This window comes from Paenibacillus sp. Paensp38 (genome assembly GCF_059491915.1).
The window spans coordinates 5442760-5459189 of sequence record NZ_CP168516.1 but is presented as its reverse complement, the minus strand read 5'-3'; the positions used below and the strand labels follow the sequence as shown (position 1 = coordinate 5459189).

The window sequence follows — 16430 nt, the reverse complement described above, 5'->3', positions numbered from 1 at the left end:
TGAGATGACACCCCTAAGCTGTAGAAACTTCGTTGAATGCATTGTACGTGATGTCAGAAGTAAGTTCAAGCCTGAAAGCCGGAATCCTCTGTAGCATGATCGCCCAAAATAAAATGAGCTAACCGCACTTCCCCGCTCAACAACAGATATACATCACGTATGCCAGAGACTGAATGTACCGCTTCGGAGAGTGTAACCCATGCTTGCGCCCCTCCTGTATTGCCCACGTTCACACGTGCCACGGCTTCACTATCGGGTGCATCCAAACACAGCTCAATTGTGGCATCACTGCTGTTGCCCGACACGCGGCACTGAAGCTCGGTCACACTCACAGTATCCATGTCTACGCCATGAAAGGCAATCCAACCAGAACGTTGAGGTATGCGCGGACGTACACAGGCCTCCTTTTGCTCCTTGCTTTCATCTAGTACGATGTCGGAGCAATCATCGAAGTTTTCAGCGCGGATACTTCGTCCGGCTTGGCGTGGTGGAATGACTTCGCCTCGAACGTACACAGGGTGCTCCAATCGGATATCCGCTGAGGAAGCACCAGCCAGCAGTGTATATTCACCCGATTCAACGCAATAGCAATCCCGCGTAACATCCCAGATCGCCCAATCCTTCATCCGAATCGTAAAGGAAACCGTTCGCGTCTCACCTGCCTCTAAGCGAATACGTTGAAAACCGCACAATGTCTTCAATGGTCGCTTTACTCGTGAGGCACCAGGCCGTACATAGAGTTGCACAACCTCTTCACCAGCAGCTACGCCCCGATTCGTCACCTCTACCCACACCTGGAGCGTATCCATGGCATCCAGTGCAGCAATAGATGTTACGCTATCCTTCAGGGCATCTGTACGCAGGTCACTATATTCAAAAGGCGAATACGTCAATCCATGGCCAAATGGATACAAGGATACACCTTCAAAATATTGATAGGTACGACCACCGCGAATAATATCGTAATCTTTGATGTCGCCCAATTGATCCTCGCTCTGAACCCAGGTCATGTTCAAACGCCCCGCTGGCGCGTAATCTCCAAATAACACATCCGCTATTGCCGTACCATGCTCTTGTCCCGCATGAGACGTGTATACGATCGCTGGAATATGCTCCTGAACCCAAGGGATGGCAAATGGATAGCTACCCGTCAGAACCACAATCGTATTCGGATTGACGCGATACACTTCCTCGATAAGCCGTTGCTGGGAAGCTGCCAGTTCCAAACCTGGGCGATCATTCTCTTCCTTTCCATTGATGAGCGGGTGATTTCCAACAAATACAATGGCTGTATCTGCCGCTTGCGCAGCGGCTATCGCTTCCGCTAAACCATCTGACACCGTCTCTACCTGGAATGTTGTATGGCTCTGTCCTGAAACTGTCGAGGCTGTTGAGGCGTTACACTCTACAGCGTTAAGTGCGGATTTTTCAGCCTCCCCTACCTTTAATGAGCCCTCTGTTCCGGCAATGACTGGTTTTCCATTCCATGTCGTCCACAGATGCTCTCCTTGTCCAACAGGAGTCAGCCCAAAGACCTCTTTGACATACCAGCCATACGCTTCATCAGCTGTCACACGAAGCGTTATTTCATCACTCGTCACGTAAGTACCCAGATGCTCATCATGTAACGTCACACTGCCATAGCCCCAATCCGTCATGGTCAATACCGTTGGGTCTCCATCCTGGGATAGGCGCATCTCACCAGAAGAATCAACTGCGAGCTTCGATCCGTCATTCGCCGCCGTCAAGGTCACGCGATCCTTGGCATCAAGGTACACGACGCGTTCCTTCTCGTCCTCACCTTCCAGCTTGATACGAATCGCCTCCAGCGGTGTAACCCGGTAGGGCAGCGTACCGGAATACCAGTCGCGGTACACCTCATTGCCATGCGTACCAATGACCGCTACTTTGCCACACTGGGCAGGGTCCAATGGCAAGAGTTCATGCTCATTTTTAAGCAATACGATCTGCTCCCTCGCCGCACGCAACGACAATTCACGGGCTTGCTCTGTCATGAGAGCTTCCTCTCCGATCGAGGCATAGGGGTTGTCTGCAGCCGGATCAAATTCCCCCAACCGAAAACGGACACGGAACGTATGAAACAATGCCCGATCCAAGTCTTCTTCTTGCAGCGATCCTTGTGCCAAAGCTTCTCGAATCGCCCGCTTGGAGAGCTCCGCATCATCTGTAATGCTGTCAATTCCCGCCCGAATAGATTCGGCCACACCTGGCGTGTGGGAATCGTAATACTGATGATCGTTGACAATCCCCATGACATCACCCGCATCACTTACGACAAAGCCGTCCATCCCCCATTCGTCCCTGACAATATCGTTAACCCCATGATATAACGTAGCAGGCGTTCCATTAATTAGGTTGTAGGAAGTCATCATCGACTGGGCGCCGCCTTCCATAAAAGGCTTCTCAAAGGCTCTTAGGTAATATTCTCGCAGGTTCCGTGGGTCTATACTGGAGGAGCCGCTTCCCCGATCCACTTCATTATTGTTACCCAGAAAATGTTTTAAAGTGGCAACCGCTTTCAAATATACCGGATGATCTCCCTGTATTCCCTTGACTAACTCCTTTGACAGTTCTCCCGTCAAATATGGGTCTTCGCCGTAAGCTTCCTCATTGCGTCCCCATCTTGGGTCACGCTCCATATCCACCGTAGGTGCCCACAGGGTCAGACCGTTTAATTTAGGATCACGACGATAGTAGACACGCGCCTCATCTGCGATAACAGATCCGATTTGACGCATTAACTCCGTATCCCAAGTACATGCCAATCCTACTGGCTGAGGAAATGAAGTCGCCTCACCCAACCATGCTATCCCGTGTGCCGCTTCCGTACCGTGCTTGTAAGCTGCGACTCCCAATCGGTCAATGGCCGGCTGGTATTGCAACATGGATTCGATCTTTTCCTCCAAGGTTAGTCGCGACACGAGATCCCGTACACGCTCATCCAGATGAATCTTCGGATCTTGATATAAATATTCGATATCCGTTGTTTCATGACTCATATCCGTCATCTCCTTATCCCATTTTAAGAATATAATGAAAAGGCATACATGAAAGCGTTTTATATATCATAGCTAAAAAGGAGTATCCCGGCAACAATACCGAAAACATCCTATACTGGATGAAAGAGAGTCGCAGCATAAAGACAAAAAAAGTTGCATTTTACCTTCAATATACAAAGCTAAAAATAATATTTTTTGGTATAATCAGGATATATCATTGAAGGAGGAAGCGCTGATGAAAAATACCGGAATGACAAGGCCCCTGGATCAATTGGGGCGAATTGTACTCCCTAAGGAAATGCGCACCACAATGGATATCAATATCGGTGATTCGCTTGAATTCTTCGTAGATGAAGAAGGATTTGTATTAAGAAAATACACGGGTGTCTCCTGCAAATTTTGCGGCGCGGTGGATCACTTAACTTATTTTCGGGACAGCTTTATCTGCGCTGATTGCATTCAATTATTAAAGACCGATGAAAATGTGCATGCCACAAGCAATGATGCTATCCAGGCTCAAGAACATACCCAGCCGATCCGAAACAACACAACGTGGCAGCCCAAGCAATCCAGAGTGCAGCAAGGTGAAATGGTAAAAAAGCTTCGCAAGCTAATTCAGGATCACCCGAACCTGCCACAAAAAGTGTATGCAGAAATGCTCGATATCTCCCAAGGCCGGGTGTCCCAGTTGAAAAAGCTACTCTAAACCTTCTAAAATCTATATCCCAAAATCATACACAATGTACCGACGACCCTATTCATTTTTTTGTCACAACTTCGATTGCCAGGTATAGAGTAAGGCGCATATCTACGGATGTGCCCCTTACTCTATACCTGGCTTTTTCGTGTCGGCCGCTCTTGCTAATGTGACAATAGTCACATACTCCCGATGTATACGTATATACAATATATAGATCGAAACAATTGGTTATCACTAGATATCATCAATATGTTGTTTTTGTGAAAAATATATATATTTTACTATATGGAGGGTTTTACGATGAAGGTGCTGGAGGAACATCAATTATACGACATCGGCGAGCGGGTCATTGGGGCACAAGATCTGGACATGCTGCGGGAGAATGCAAATTTGAATGGAGAATCGTTCAGCGGCAAAATGAGCAAGCTTGGGTCCGAGTATGCCAAATGGTATGCGCGCCTGCGGGTACTTCCGCCCGAACTGACGAACGCGATTGATCACGGATATGTATATGTTCACGATTTGGACCAATACGCACTCGGAACTACGAATTGTATCTTTATCCCTTTTGGCCGGTTACTACAAGACGGATTCAATACAGGCAATGGCTCTGTACGCACACCGCAAACGATTATGTCCGCCATGGCACTAGTTGCCATCATATTCCAGTCTCAGCAAAATAGCCAATTCGGAGGTGTCTCCGCCAATAAAATAGATTGGGACCTTGCCCCATACGTTGCCCGGTCCTTCCGCAAGCATCTGCGCAAGGGACTTCGGCTGTTCGAGGAAGAGATAGAATCTAGTCTGACTGACGATGAACTACATATGGCCAATCCCCATTTGCAAGAAGCCTGCCCTCGTTCATACGCATTCGCTCGCGAAGAGACGGAGACGGAAACCCGACAGGCTGCTGAATCGCTCATTCATAACCTGAACACCATGAGCAGTCGCGCGGGTGGACAGATTCCATTCACTTCACTGAATTACGGAATGTGCACGTCTGCTGAGGGACGGCTTGTTACTCAATCGCTGCTGGAGGCCACGATTCGCGGCTTGGGTAGCGGGGAAACTCCTATTTTTCCACAGCATATTTTCCAATGCAAAGAGGGAATCAATCAGGCAGAAGGCGACGTCAATTATGATTTGTTCTTACGGGCGGTAGAATGCTCTAGCAGACGGATGTATCCCAATTTTGTGAATGTGGATGCCACCTTCAACCTGCCTTTTTACCGTGCTGATGACCCGGATACCATTATAGCGACAATGGGTTGCCGTACCCGCACCATTTCTGACCGTTTCGGTAGAAATCGGCAGAGTGGCAAGGGAAATCTCTCTTTCAATACCATTAATCTGGTGCGGCTTGGCATTGAGTATGGTATTTGCACAGGCAAACGCCTGACACCTGACCGTGATCGCTTTGATGCGAGACTAGAAGAAGTTATGCGCATTGCGGTGGATGGCTTAATCCATCGCTATCAAATCCAGACCAGCCAGCCGGCCAAAGCCTCGGACTTTATGATGCGCGAAGGGGTATGGGAAGGTGGAGAACAACTAGAGCCAGATGATAAGGTGGGAAGCATACTAAAACACGGTACGCTTTCGATCGGATTCATCGGACTGGCTGAGTGCATGAAGGCACTATACGGGAAACACCACGGGGAGGATGATTTCGTATACCGAGAGGCACAGCGAATCATTACTTCTATGCGCGTGTATTGCGATCGAATGAGTGAATATCACAATTTGAATATTACATTGTTCGCTACGCCTGCCGAAGGTCTGTCGGGCAAGTTCACCTTGCTGGATCAACGTGATTTCGGGATTATTCCTGAGGTGAATGATCGAGAATATTACACGAATTCTTTTCATATTCCCGTGTATTACACGCTCCCGGCTGCTCGTAAAATCAGCTTGGAAGCTCCGTTCCATAACCTATGCAACGCTGGTGCGATATCATACATTGAGCTGGACGGTAATGCGCGGAATAACCCGGATGCGTTTCTTAAAATTGTTCAATACGCGCTGCATCAGAATATCGGCTACTTCTCCATCAACCATCCGGTGGATCGTTGTACGGAATGCGGTTATGAAGGGATTATCGGGACAAGCTGCCCCCAATGTGGCACAGATGAGGAGCACACACACTTTCAGCGCTTACGTCGGGTAACCGGATATCTGACAGGGGATTATACCGTTCGCTTTAATGCTGCAAAACAAGCAGAAGTTCGAGATCGGGTGAAACATAAGTGAATTTGTGTGGCTACATTCCGGAATCTCTGAACGAAGGATACGGCCTGCGCACCGTCGTGTTCATTAGCGGTTGCCGTCATGCCTGTCCCGGATGCTTTAATCCAGCGTCGTGGAGCTTCCGTGCAGGTGAGCCATTCACCCCCCAACGACAACAGGAGGTCATTCGTGACATCATGGAAAATCCGTTGTTGGACGGACTGACTCTCTGCGGGGGAGACCCGTTTTTCTCAGCAGCAGAATGCTCGCAATTTGTGCGTGACTTCCGTGCGGCCTGTCCCGACCGAACCGTGTGGGCTTACACTGGCTTTGTCTATGAAGATCTACTCACAGATCAGGAGCGACAAAAGCTAGCACTTTTGTGCGATGTGATTGTGGATGGTCGTTTTGTAGAACAGCAAAAGGACCTGACCCTTCCCTTCCGGGGCAGTCGCAACCAGCGTCTAGTAGATGTAAAAGCTAGCATTCAGGCAGGCTATACCGTTTCATTGGCTTAAACTCGGCATATGGTATATCTAATCTAGGACAAGTCTCCATCATGGATGAGGCTTGTCTTTTTTTTGCATATCCCTAACAGATTCCATTGCAGTTTCTATTGCGCATCCTGCAAGTTTCACTTATGATGGTGAACAAGTATACGAGTGCATAATTATTCGTCATACCTTAACCGCATAGCTTGGAGATAGGTGTCTGTTCTATTCAGATCAGGCTTAAAAGGGAAGCCGGTGCAAATCCGGCACGGTCCCGCCACTGTAAACGGGGAACTTTCAGCTGTTCATACAACCACTGGTCCACAGACCGGGAAGGGATGCTGAGAGTCATGATCCGTAAGTCAGGAGACCTGCCTATTTTAACAACATCGCAAGTACCTACGGAAGATAGGGAGGTGTTAAGAGCAGTCGCCGTATTTTTGATTTTTTAATCACGGAGGCATTCTTTCCCCTACTTATTTTTAACTCTGGGGGGAAGAATGCCTTTTTTGGTACGTAAAAATAAAACAGCCACCCGCTAGGAGGAAAAGTACATGTCCGTCATTGAATGGCCTGAATTGTCCGGCTTAATTAGCAGTAATCTGGGATATCCGCGTATCGGCGAAAACCGGGAATGGAAGAAAGCACTGGAACGCTTCTGGAACGGCAGTATTAACGAAAGCGAACTGCAAACGGAGATGAAAAGATTACGGTTGGAGCATCTGAGCAAGCAGCGTGACAAGGGGATTGATCGCATTCCTGTCGGAGACTTCTCCTATTATGATCACATGCTGGATACATCTGTGATGTTCGGTCTGGTACCCGAAAGGTTCAACCATCGTCCCGCAGGTCCGGTTCCTCTGTCCGTGTATTTCGGGATCGCTCGTGGACAGAAGGGAGCAACCGCCAGTGAAATGACCAAATGGATGAATACCAATTATCACTACATCGTTCCTGAATTGGCAAACGCAGTCCCGGTGTTCACTGAAAATAAACCTTTACAGGCTTATCTTGAAGCAAAACAGGAGCTAGGCATTGATGGGAAACCGGTCCTCATCGGCCCCTATTCATTCGTTACCCTTTCCAAAGGCTATGATCGTAAGGAACTTGCTTCTATTATAAGAACCTTCCTGCCTTTATACACCCGTGTCCTGTCTGAACTAGCAGCAGAAGGTGTTCAATGGGTCCAAATCGATGAACCTGTCCTGACCACCTCATTCCCAGTAGAGGATCTGGACATTATTCAGGAAGTCTATGAAGCTTTGACCCAAGCTGCGCCCTCTTTAAATATAATGCTGCAAACCTACTTTGGCAGCCTGGACCATTATGAGCGTCTGTCCGCACTTCCGGTACAGGGACTGGGTCTTGATTTTGTGTATGATGATGGCGAAAATCTTCAGCATATATTGCAGCATGGTTTCCCTAAAGGAAAAACGCTGGGCGCTGGGGTCATTGATGGGCGCAATATATGGCGCAGCGACCTGAACGCTGTGGCTACCCTGCTGGGCCAGTTAGCGGAACAAACCACTGCCGAGCAGCTTATCGTTCAGCCATCATGCAGTCTCCTGCATGTGCCAGTTAGTCTAGAGGCAGAGCACAAGCTAGATCGAGAACTGGTCCAAGCGCTGGCCTTTGCCGATGAAAAGCTTGAGGAAATCGCCGTCCTGACGGCTGCACTTGGCAAACACGATCCATCCGCACTCACCAAGCTTGGACAAAGTGCAGATGCGGTAGCCCGTTTCAACAGCTCAGCGGCACGCGTACAGACAGCTGCCGATCTGGCTGACTTACTAGCCAAGGAGCCTCTGTCACGCAGCGTTCCTTTCGCTGAGCGTCGTGAGATTCAGCAAAATAAGCTGAAGTTGCCTCCGCTGCCTACGACGACTATTGGTAGCTTCCCGCAAACTGCCGAGATCCGCAAGGCCCGCCTGCACTATCGCAAAGGAGAATGGTCTGCCGAGCAATACCGGACGTTCATCCAACAGCAAATCAAGGAATGGATTGATATTCAGGAGGACATTGGCATTGACGTGCTTGTACACGGGGAATTTGAGCGGACCGATATGGTTGAATTTTTTGGCGAAAAGCTGAACGGCTTTGCTTTTACGCAAAACGGATGGGTACAGTCCTACGGCTCCCGCTGCGTCAAACCACCGATTATATACGGAGACGTTTCCTTCGATCAGCCCATGACTGTGGAAGAAACGGCATTCGCCCAATCGTTAACCTCCAAGCCTGTTAAGGGAATGCTTACAGGCCCTGTGACCATTTTGAACTGGTCTTTTGAACGTAATGATATTCCGCGCAGTCAAGTCGCTTTACAGTTGGCTCTGGCATTACGGGCAGAGGTAGAGGCACTGGAACAAGCGGGCATCGGCATGATTCAGGTCGATGAACCCGCAATTCGTGAAGGGCTTCCGCTGAAAAAAGAACAACAGCAAGCCTATCTGGATTGGGCGGTTCAAGCCTTCCTTGTGACCACGGCCACCGTTGAGCCTGCGACCCAAATCCATACGCATATGTGCTATTCTGAATTTCAGCATATGATTCAGTCCATCTCTGACATGGATGCCGACGTTATATCTATTGAAACTTCGCGAAGCCACGGAGAACTGATTGTCAGCTTTGAAGATCAGGTATACGACAAAGGCATCGGTCTGGGCGTGTACGATATCCACAGTCCGCGCATCCCCGATGTATCTGAAATGCTAAGCATGATCCAGCGTGCCCTGCGCGTACTGCCATCAGATTTGTTCTGGGTTAATCCGGATTGTGGTCTGAAAACCCGCACCAAAGAGGAATCTGTCGCCGCCTTGCGACAAATGGTACAAGCGGCTCAAGCAGCCCGGGCTGCATTGGCTGTATCCAACTAATTTTTTATCGTTTCGAATCACGCCTTCATTTTCAACATATTCTGTTCCCCTTTCCGGTCCTTTCTGCTAAAAGCCCGGGAAGGGGATTTATTCTAGGTCATATAATGTATAAGCGCCTTGAATATGCTTCATTTTCATCTGCTTCATATGTACGCCTAAGCCATGTTCTCGATCCCAGGAACAACTAAAATTCAAATACAGTTCATCCTTTGCCGATGAGTCGGAAATCAGTATAGACATAAGCTGTATTCGATTCAACAATTGTTCCGGCCGCTCCACATAAGGCGCATATTCATCCGGGTCCTCTCCCCATGTACTGTAAGCATTCCGATACTTTTCCACGATGCCAGCATAATGATGGTGTATGGATTCCAACACTTGAGGATGAATAGCTGATGAATATTCCATATACTGCTCCCATGTCTTTTTTTGCAACTGTGTAGGTTCTTCTATCGTCTGTGCCTGTTCTTCGGAGTCGGCTCCCACGATAAATTCGACTTCTACTTCCGAGGGTTGCCCGCAAAAATTAAGTTGTACTACACCACGCAGAACAATCTCCTCAGATACATCCCAAGATTCATCATCCTGTTCCAGTTCCATATACCAGTGTTTCCAATCCATCCTTTACCCACCTCTTCATAAAAAGTATCTTTAACCGTATTGAATACTTTACAATCTATCATTTTAATGAATGAAATTAAAGCGGCATCCTATCTGTGCTTCCAGCCATATTTCGATGAATTCCCAAATAAAAATACTTTTTTCTACAACATTCGCTACTCAATAAAGCCTCCAAGGAAGGAAATCTGTCCATTTTGACACAAATATTTTATTATTAAAAATTTAGTACCTTGCATTAATCAGTACATGATGTTAAATTATACCTGACTACTGTTCTATAATTAGTACCCGTGACAAATTACGCACAAACACACGTTTCTTTCCCTTATTCCGAACGACACCTATGAATTATTGATAACATCCAGGAAGGGAGCACCGCTCGTGAATGTGAACATCCAATTCAAAAAAGGGGTACTGGAACTGTGCGTTCTCGTTCTAATTGGACGCAAAGACCGTTATGGCTACGAGTTGGCGCAAGCCGTCTCCCGTCATATTGAAGTAGCCGAGGGAGCCCTATATCCACTGCTTCGCCGTCTGGTATCAGAAGGATACTGCACAACGTATTTACAGGAATCGACCGAGGGGCCTCCTCGCAAATATTATCGGCTGACCGATACTGGCAGTCATTATACAAGAATACTTACGCGGGAATGGAATGATTTTGTCCATAATGTCGCAAGCCTACTGGAGGAAGGAAATTCCGATGAATAGAAAACAGTTTCTTACAGAGGTGGAACAGCGTCTTTCTCCTCTCCCTGCAGAGGTACGCAATGAGCTGCTTAGTGATTTGAGCCAGCATTTTGACTACGGGTTGGTTAATGGCAAAAGCGAAAGTGAGATTGCCAATGAGCTGGGTAACCCAGAGGATATTGCCCGAGAAGCGTTGGATGATCCCAATGCAGCCTGGAACGCTTCTCCTCCGCTTCGCCAGGGAAGCTTTGCACGCAATATTTTTACTTTCCTAGGGCTGTTGTTTCTTAACTTGCTGATCTCCATCCCGATTATGGCTACCCTATGGGTAGTATGGGCTTCATTGGCTGTGGTATCGATCAGCTTCATTGTAGCCCCCCTTCTCGCTGTTACTGATTATGCGCTAAACAGCACCTTTTACCCGGCCAAATTCTTTTTCTCTATCACGTTGACGGGTATAGGTCTATTGCTGCTGCCTGGTGTACGTTATCTCTTACTCCTTATGGTCAAAGGCACAGTACGATACTGGAAATGGAATCAGACTACCCTGAGGGGAGCTTACTAACAACATGAATAAAAAGTGGTTTATTGCAGCAGGTCTGTGCATTGTCATCGGTGTAGCCGGAATGGTGGCCTACGGTGCCCCATGGAGTCAACAAGTCATGAAGGAAACAACTGCGATTAACAAAAAATGGACGTTTACACGTGGTCAGCTACAGAAGCTGAAAGTGGACAGCTCTGATGATGTCTCTATTTTGTTTACTCCTGGCTCTGGCGACCAAGGTACGATACGCATTAGTGGAGAAGTTCAGACAAAGGTAGCCGACCAAATTCATAATGCCCAAATTGAGAACGGTAAGCTTACGATTCAATCGGAGCCGGCTCCTTCCTTGTCATTCTTTTCGATCACTCCTGATTTGGATCAAACGATTACCGTAGAGATGCCCTCTGGCGAAACACTAACTGACCTACAGGTAGATGCACATTCAGGGAATGTAAAACTTCAGGATGCCTCCGTGCAGAATACTTCCATCACCGCTACTTCAGGCACTGCCGAGATTACAAACCTCCAAAGTACCCACCTGATCGCAAATTTAACATCCGGCAATTTTACAGCCAGTCAGCTTGCAGCAGATATGGAGTTAAAGCTTACTTCAGGTGATGTTACCATTCGTGATTATAGCGGTAATGGCCTTATTTCCCTAACCTCAGGGGAGACAAATATTACGCAACGTGCCGTAGCCAACTTGGAAGTGAATGCTGATTCTGGTGACGTGAAGATTAAGCAAGCTCCCGATTTTAAAGGTGTTTATAATGTCCGCTCTGACTCTGGGAGTATCAATACTCCCGAATCTGTTCCCGGTAGTGTGAACGTGATTAAGGTCGAAACCACTTCAGGGGATATTTATATTTCCAAATAGAGACCTCTAAATGAATGCCTCATCAGAGGCGAAGTTTGGTTCAATGAGTTTAACCTTGTATAATGTAACCATGTGCCCAGATGCACAACCACATTATAGATTAATAAGGAGGAGACTGGATGGAACTTAAGAATAAAACAGCTATTATTACAGGAGCCAGTAAAGGAATCGGTAAAGCAATTGCCGAAACTTTAGCTAAGGAAGGCGTTAACCTGGGATTAATTTCACGCACATTGACTGACCTGCAAAAGCTGCAGGATTCACTGGGGAGTACATACGGTGTGAAAGTGGTGAGTGCTGTTGCAGATATATCGGATCGCTCACAGGCCGCTGCCGCTGTAGCTTCACTGGAACATGAGCTAGGCGCTGTCGACATTTTGATCAACAATGCAGGCATTGCTACCTTTGGCACAGTCGCGGAGATGGACCCCGAAGAGTGGGAACGTATTATTCGCGTAAACCTGATGGGAACCTATTATGTCACACATGCTGCGCTTCCAAGCATGCTGGCGCAAAAGAGCGGAAACATTATTAATATTTCCTCGACGGCAGGAGAACGGGGTTTTGCAACAGGCTCAGCATATTGCGCATCCAAATTTGCTTTGATGGGCTTCACGGAAGCACTGATGCAGGAAGTTCGCAAATCTAACATTCGCGTCACCGCGCTGACTCCAAGCACTGTCAATACAGAACTGGCGGCAAACGCAGGCTTACCTATTGGTGATGAGGATCGCATGCTTCAACCGCAGGATTTGGCCGATCTGACATTAGCCACATTGAAACTGCCTCCACGAGTTCAATTAAAAGTAGCCGGTATTTGGACAACCAACCCACAGTAGTTCGACATGACATCTTAGATTCATTGGCTGTACAATGCTCCGGCAGACGTAATTGTTCGTCATGCCGGAGCTTTTTTTTCAGCATAGCTATACCAAAACAAACTGTAATATAAGCGCTTTGTACTTCCAGCATATATACATACAATTCCTACAACTATAAGCGCATTTCAGGAAAGGGGAAAAATGATGAAGAACACAGGAATGACACGGCCATTAGACCATTTAGGCCGCATTGTGCTGCCTAAGGAGCTGCGCAATTCTATGAATATTAATATTGGAGATGCCCTCGATTTTTTTATTACCCCAGAGGGACTGATGATTCGCAAGTATACGGGGGTTTCTTGCTATTTTTGTGGTGCCGTAGATCATTTGAGCTATTTCAGGGATCATCTGATATGTAAAAGTTGTATTGAAAATCTGAAGAGCGATAATCCTTCTAGTCATTTGAGTGAAGCACGTCCTGTCCAGCCCAAGAAAAGAAGGAGTTACAGAAATCAGAATGATCTCCTGAATAAACTAAAACAGCTCATGCAGGAGCACCCAAATGTATCTCAAAAAGAATTAGCCGAAATGCTCGAACTATCCCAGGGACGCGTGTCGCAGCTTAAAAAGCTACTCCTTTAGATCAACCGACCCAATCTCGTCTGTTTTAATCAACAAAAAAAGAGCCTGACGGCTCTCGGATCATCTTTGTTACGCAATGTCAGACTGCTCCATAATCGGGACCCGATAGGCCAGCAAGGACTCGTCTATTACGGCAGAAATAAACGTTGCATCTATTTCAGGCACCAACCCAAGCGCATAATTCCATGCGTTTTCTTCAATTTGCAGCGCAAGTCGTTGCCGGGTCCCTATCCCACTCTCTTGCTCCAACGCATCGGAGAGGTCCACTAATTCCGTATCGGCGGCGTGCCCAATCTCATGTGCAAGCACAACTGTAAAATACTCCTCAACTCGATCAATGCTGCCGAACATCTGTAAACACTGTGTTTCGATAACGTCCGTATACATGGTAATGGCGTGAGCATTCATAGCATATTTGCCCCCAATCAGCCTTCCACCAGGAAAACGTTTTTCCAGCTTGACTGTCACACCTATAGCAGCCCGTTCCAAAAGCTCAGCGACAATGCGCTCTGCCTGATATCTTTCCAACTTAGCTTCGCTCCTCAAACCAGAATATATAAAGTGATATTTACTCTAAATTCATGAAATCATGGATGTGTTCATACCATACACAGTACGATATTATACCTTTTTACAAAGGAGAATACCATGTCAGAAGATTATTATGCAGGCTGGGGAACACTTGCCTTGATTAATGCCGGCTTGGCACAATCCAAAAATCGGAGCGGGCTAAATTGGTTTTTTCTCTCCCTATTAATAGGACCACTGGCTACCCTATTTATCGTTGCATGGGATAAGCTCGAGTCCTAATGCAGCAATCAGGTCATTCCCATCGTTATCCGGAATGAAAAGGACAGCCTTGGCGTTTCTGCTGAAGCACTGTATCTGATACTGTATTAGCCTGTCTCGACATATACGACTTCTCTTGAACTCCGAAATTCGGCTTCACAAGCCGATTATCGTAGGAATTATGAAAAATATGCGTTGTCGCCGGGGATAGCGGGGGAATCAGCCATGTCCAATTGCCTGTCAGTGCGCGCCCAGCCTTGGCTTCCCGTTCCTCAAACAGCTTGAATTGTGCCGCTGCGGTATGGTGGTCGACAATGCTGACTCCCGCCTTTTTGAAAGAATGCAGCACAGCAATATTCAATTCCACCAGCGCCCGATCACGCCAAAGCGTTGTTTCACTCGTCGTATCCAGCCCCATCAGCTTAGCCACCTGTGGCAACATATTATAGCGGAAGGTATCCGCAAAATTGCGGGCGCCGATTTCTGTTCCCATATACCAGCCGTTAAAGGGAGCCGCTGTATAGATGATACCGCCAATCTCCAGCGTCATGTCCGAAATCATAGGCACAGCATACCAACGTAATCCCAAGGAAGCGAAACCCGAGATTTCTGGATGCTCAATGGCCACCTCCATTACCAAATGTTCAGGAATATCATATAGCTCGGGAGGCCGCCCGCCTGCTTCCACAACCAGTGGCAATATATCAAAAGGAGTCATCGCTCCTTGCCAGCCCATGTCTTTACAAGTATTGGTAAAGTCTACCGAGATCGGGTCCCCGATGACCCCTTGATCGGTTTCATATCCAGCGTAACGAATGAGTTGATGGTTCCAGATGCGGATATTCGGCTGCCCTGGCTTGGAGGCGCGGAATACAGTAAGCGTTGGCTTAATTTTACCGCCATTCGTTCCTATGCGTATATGCTCCAAGAGCTCGCGAACCACTTCCGTTGCATCTGACGCGCCCCGCGCATCCCTGACCAAAAGCTTGTCCCAAAATAAGCGACCGATGCAACGATTGCTATTGCGCCAAGCCATGAGTGCCCCGTGCTCCAGCTCTTCGTACGTATGATCATACATTCCCGTAGTCTCTATGTCGTGACGAATATTAAGAAGCCGGGCCTCCGCTTCATCGCGGCTTCGGCCCAGCTCCTCATAACATGTATATATAAACTGCTCCGCTTCATGCAAAAGCTGTTGTTTCACTTCCATAACACACACCCCATCCCGGAAGCTCTATGACTCTAGAGCCTGTGGTCTTCCACGCCTTCTCGTTATTATACTCCAGTGGCAGAGTGGAACCAACGGGATGTGTGTCTTGTTCACCTGATCTCCATATACATGGAAGTCTATACCAATGGGTTATCCCAAATACGCACTCAGCATCCAGATGTGTTTATCCATTGCTTCTCTTAAGCCGTTAAGAAGATCCTCTGTCGCTTTATCCTGTGCCGCTTCCGCTGCTTCCATCCCATTAGCCAGCTCAACGGTGATGGTTTTAAAATCAGCAACAACGGACTTCACCATATCCTCAGCTGTCTGCTCACCTGCGGACTCCTGAATAGCTGAAAGTTGCAAATGCTCCTTCAAGGTCGCAGCCGGACGGCCACCAATAGCCAACAATCGTTCAGCAATCGTATCTAGATTAGCTGTTGCTTCATTGTAAAGTTCTTCAAATTTAGCATGCAATGTGAAGAATTTAGGTCCTTTCACATACCAGTGGAAATAATGCAGTTTCGTGTACAATACAGACCAGGTAGCTACCTGACGATTCAATGCCTTGTGCAATTCTTGAATAGCCTCTTGTGTAGGTGCGTTCGTATGATTTAATGTACTCATGTTTAAAATCCCCTCTCGTTCAAATATAGTTGGTGTAAAGCTTGGATGCTCGTTAGCAGTAGTGTCTGATTTTCTTCAAAATTCCATGCGTCAATCTAATAAATCTTAATCGATTAATTTAGACTTAATCTAAATCCTGTTTTAATTATAACACTGTGATGATGTTTTTCAAGTCCTTATTCGATTTTAATCATGAAGATTACATGAACTAATTGTAAAGCAAACTCTACATGCAATCGGGTACCCAGAATCAAGACTTGTTTATCTTTTATACATAGGTTACATCAATAGGAGGATAG

Annotated in this window: 15 protein-coding genes and 1 riboswitch; of the genes, 10 read left to right on the top strand and 5 right to left on the bottom strand. The window is 47.2% G+C overall.

Features of this window, described 5'->3' with window-relative positions; translation table 11 throughout:
• Window positions 1–65: 65 nt before the first annotated feature.
• On the bottom strand, window positions 66–3020 hold the full coding sequence (locus tag ACEN8J_RS24180) for a glycoside hydrolase family 3 C-terminal domain-containing protein (protein ID WP_495594074.1): 2955 nt from the start codon (window positions 3018–3020) through the stop codon (window positions 66–68).
• Between the two features lie 235 nt (window positions 3021–3255).
• Between ACEN8J_RS24180 and ACEN8J_RS24175 the strand changes: the two genes are divergently transcribed.
• From ACEN8J_RS24175 to metE, 4 genes are all read left to right on the top strand, one after another.
• The gene (locus tag ACEN8J_RS24175; protein ID WP_029518613.1) at window positions 3256–3726 is read left to right on the top strand and encodes an AbrB/MazE/SpoVT family DNA-binding domain-containing protein; all 471 of its coding nucleotides are present in this window, start codon (window positions 3256–3258) and stop codon (window positions 3724–3726) included.
• Between the two features lie 294 nt (window positions 3727–4020).
• Window positions 4021–5970 carry an anaerobic ribonucleoside triphosphate reductase gene (locus ACEN8J_RS24170; protein WP_029518614.1) on the top strand — a complete coding sequence of 650 codons (1950 nt, stop codon included), beginning with the start codon at window positions 4021–4023 and terminating at the stop codon, window positions 5968–5970.
• Window positions 5967–6464, top strand: coding sequence for an anaerobic ribonucleoside-triphosphate reductase activating protein (nrdG, locus tag ACEN8J_RS24165; protein WP_029518615.1), 498 nt, complete (start codon window positions 5967–5969; stop codon window positions 6462–6464). Before ACEN8J_RS24170 ends, nrdG begins: the two co-directional genes overlap by 4 nt.
• Before the next feature lie 170 nt (window positions 6465–6634).
• Window positions 6635–6830, top strand: a riboswitch (cobalamin riboswitch).
• A gap of 161 nt (window positions 6831–6991) precedes the next feature.
• A complete protein-coding gene (metE, locus tag ACEN8J_RS24160; RefSeq protein WP_029518616.1) occupies window positions 6992–9310 on the top strand; it encodes a 5-methyltetrahydropteroyltriglutamate--homocysteine S-methyltransferase in 2319 nt (772 codons plus the stop codon).
• 87 nt (window positions 9311–9397) lie between these two features.
• Here the strand turns inward: metE and ACEN8J_RS24155 are convergent, their stop codons facing one another.
• Window positions 9398–9931: a DUF6985 domain-containing protein gene (locus ACEN8J_RS24155; protein ID WP_029518617.1), complete on the bottom strand. Its 534-nt coding sequence runs from the start codon at window positions 9929–9931 to the stop codon at window positions 9398–9400.
• Between the two features lie 381 nt (window positions 9932–10312).
• Here ACEN8J_RS24155 and ACEN8J_RS24150 point away from each other — a divergent pair, with 381 nt between their 5' ends.
• The 5 genes from ACEN8J_RS24150 to ACEN8J_RS24130 all read left to right on the top strand — a co-directional run bounded on the left by ACEN8J_RS24150 (window position 10313) and on the right by ACEN8J_RS24130 (window position 13505).
• Entirely contained in the window at window positions 10313–10642 is a 330-nt protein-coding gene (locus ACEN8J_RS24150; protein WP_029518618.1) for a PadR family transcriptional regulator, read from the top strand.
• Window positions 10635–11186 (top strand): DUF1700 domain-containing protein, encoded by a 552-nt coding sequence (locus ACEN8J_RS24145; protein WP_029518619.1) that lies wholly within the window; start codon window positions 10635–10637, stop codon window positions 11184–11186. The genes ACEN8J_RS24150 and ACEN8J_RS24145 overlap by 8 nt, the downstream gene beginning before the upstream one ends.
• 4 nt (window positions 11187–11190) lie before the next feature.
• Window positions 11191–12042: a DUF4097 family beta strand repeat-containing protein gene (locus ACEN8J_RS24140; protein WP_029518620.1), complete on the top strand. Its 852-nt coding sequence runs from the start codon at window positions 11191–11193 to the stop codon at window positions 12040–12042.
• A gap of 119 nt (window positions 12043–12161) precedes the next feature.
• Entirely contained in the window at window positions 12162–12881 is a 720-nt protein-coding gene (locus ACEN8J_RS24135) for a 3-ketoacyl-ACP reductase (RefSeq protein WP_029518621.1), read from the top strand.
• A gap of 186 nt (window positions 12882–13067) precedes the next feature.
• A complete protein-coding gene (locus ACEN8J_RS24130) occupies window positions 13068–13505 on the top strand; it encodes an AbrB/MazE/SpoVT family DNA-binding domain-containing protein (RefSeq protein ID WP_029518622.1) in 438 nt (145 codons plus the stop codon).
• 69 nt (window positions 13506–13574) lie between these two features.
• Here ACEN8J_RS24130 and ACEN8J_RS24125 read toward each other — a convergent pair whose 3' ends face one another.
• Complete coding sequence (locus ACEN8J_RS24125; protein WP_029518623.1) at window positions 13575–14033, bottom strand: hypothetical protein; 459 nt, start codon at window positions 14031–14033, stop codon at window positions 13575–13577.
• A gap of 120 nt (window positions 14034–14153) precedes the next feature.
• Here ACEN8J_RS24125 and ACEN8J_RS24120 point away from each other — a divergent pair, with 120 nt between their 5' ends.
• On the top strand, window positions 14154–14315 hold the full coding sequence (locus tag ACEN8J_RS24120; protein ID WP_165145977.1) for a hypothetical protein: 162 nt from the start codon (window positions 14154–14156) through the stop codon (window positions 14313–14315).
• Between the two features lie 25 nt (window positions 14316–14340).
• On the opposite strand, the gene ACEN8J_RS24115 is transcribed toward ACEN8J_RS24120, so the two are convergent.
• Entirely contained in the window at window positions 14341–15504 is a 1164-nt protein-coding gene (locus ACEN8J_RS24115; RefSeq protein ID WP_495594073.1) for a nitric oxide synthase oxygenase, read from the bottom strand.
• A 150-nt stretch (window positions 15505–15654) separates the two neighbouring features.
• Entirely contained in the window at window positions 15655–16131 is a 477-nt protein-coding gene (locus tag ACEN8J_RS24110) for a Dps family protein (protein ID WP_039271713.1), read from the bottom strand.
• Window positions 16132–16430 lie beyond the last annotated feature (299 nt).

Bases quoted from the DNA above. Each gene is read 5' to 3' on its own strand.
- ACEN8J_RS24180 (WP_495594074.1), bottom strand. From the start codon at position 3,020: ATGAGTCATGAAACAACGGATATCGAATATTTATATCAAGATCCGAAG.
- ACEN8J_RS24175 (WP_029518613.1), top strand. From the start codon at position 3,256: ATGAAAAATACCGGAATGACAAGGCCCCTGGATCAATTGGGGCGAATT.
- ACEN8J_RS24170 (WP_029518614.1), top strand. From the start codon at position 4,021: ATGAAGGTGCTGGAGGAACATCAATTATACGACATCGGCGAGCGGGTC.
- metE (WP_029518616.1), top strand. From the start codon at position 6,992: ATGTCCGTCATTGAATGGCCTGAATTGTCCGGCTTAATTAGCAGTAAT.
- ACEN8J_RS24155 (WP_029518617.1), bottom strand. From the start codon at position 9,931: ATGGATTGGAAACACTGGTATATGGAACTGGAACAGGATGATGAATCT.
- ACEN8J_RS24145 (WP_029518619.1), top strand. From the start codon at position 10,635: ATGAATAGAAAACAGTTTCTTACAGAGGTGGAACAGCGTCTTTCTCCT.
- ACEN8J_RS24140 (WP_029518620.1), top strand. From the start codon at position 11,191: ATGAATAAAAAGTGGTTTATTGCAGCAGGTCTGTGCATTGTCATCGGT.
- ACEN8J_RS24135 (WP_029518621.1), top strand. From the start codon at position 12,162: ATGGAACTTAAGAATAAAACAGCTATTATTACAGGAGCCAGTAAAGGA.
- ACEN8J_RS24130 (WP_029518622.1), top strand. From the start codon at position 13,068: ATGAAGAACACAGGAATGACACGGCCATTAGACCATTTAGGCCGCATT.
- ACEN8J_RS24120 (WP_165145977.1), top strand. From the start codon at position 14,154: ATGTCAGAAGATTATTATGCAGGCTGGGGAACACTTGCCTTGATTAAT.
- ACEN8J_RS24115 (WP_495594073.1), bottom strand. From the start codon at position 15,504: ATGGAAGTGAAACAACAGCTTTTGCATGAAGCGGAGCAGTTTATATAT.
- ACEN8J_RS24110 (WP_039271713.1), bottom strand. From the start codon at position 16,131: ATGAGTACATTAAATCATACGAACGCACCTACACAAGAGGCTATTCAA.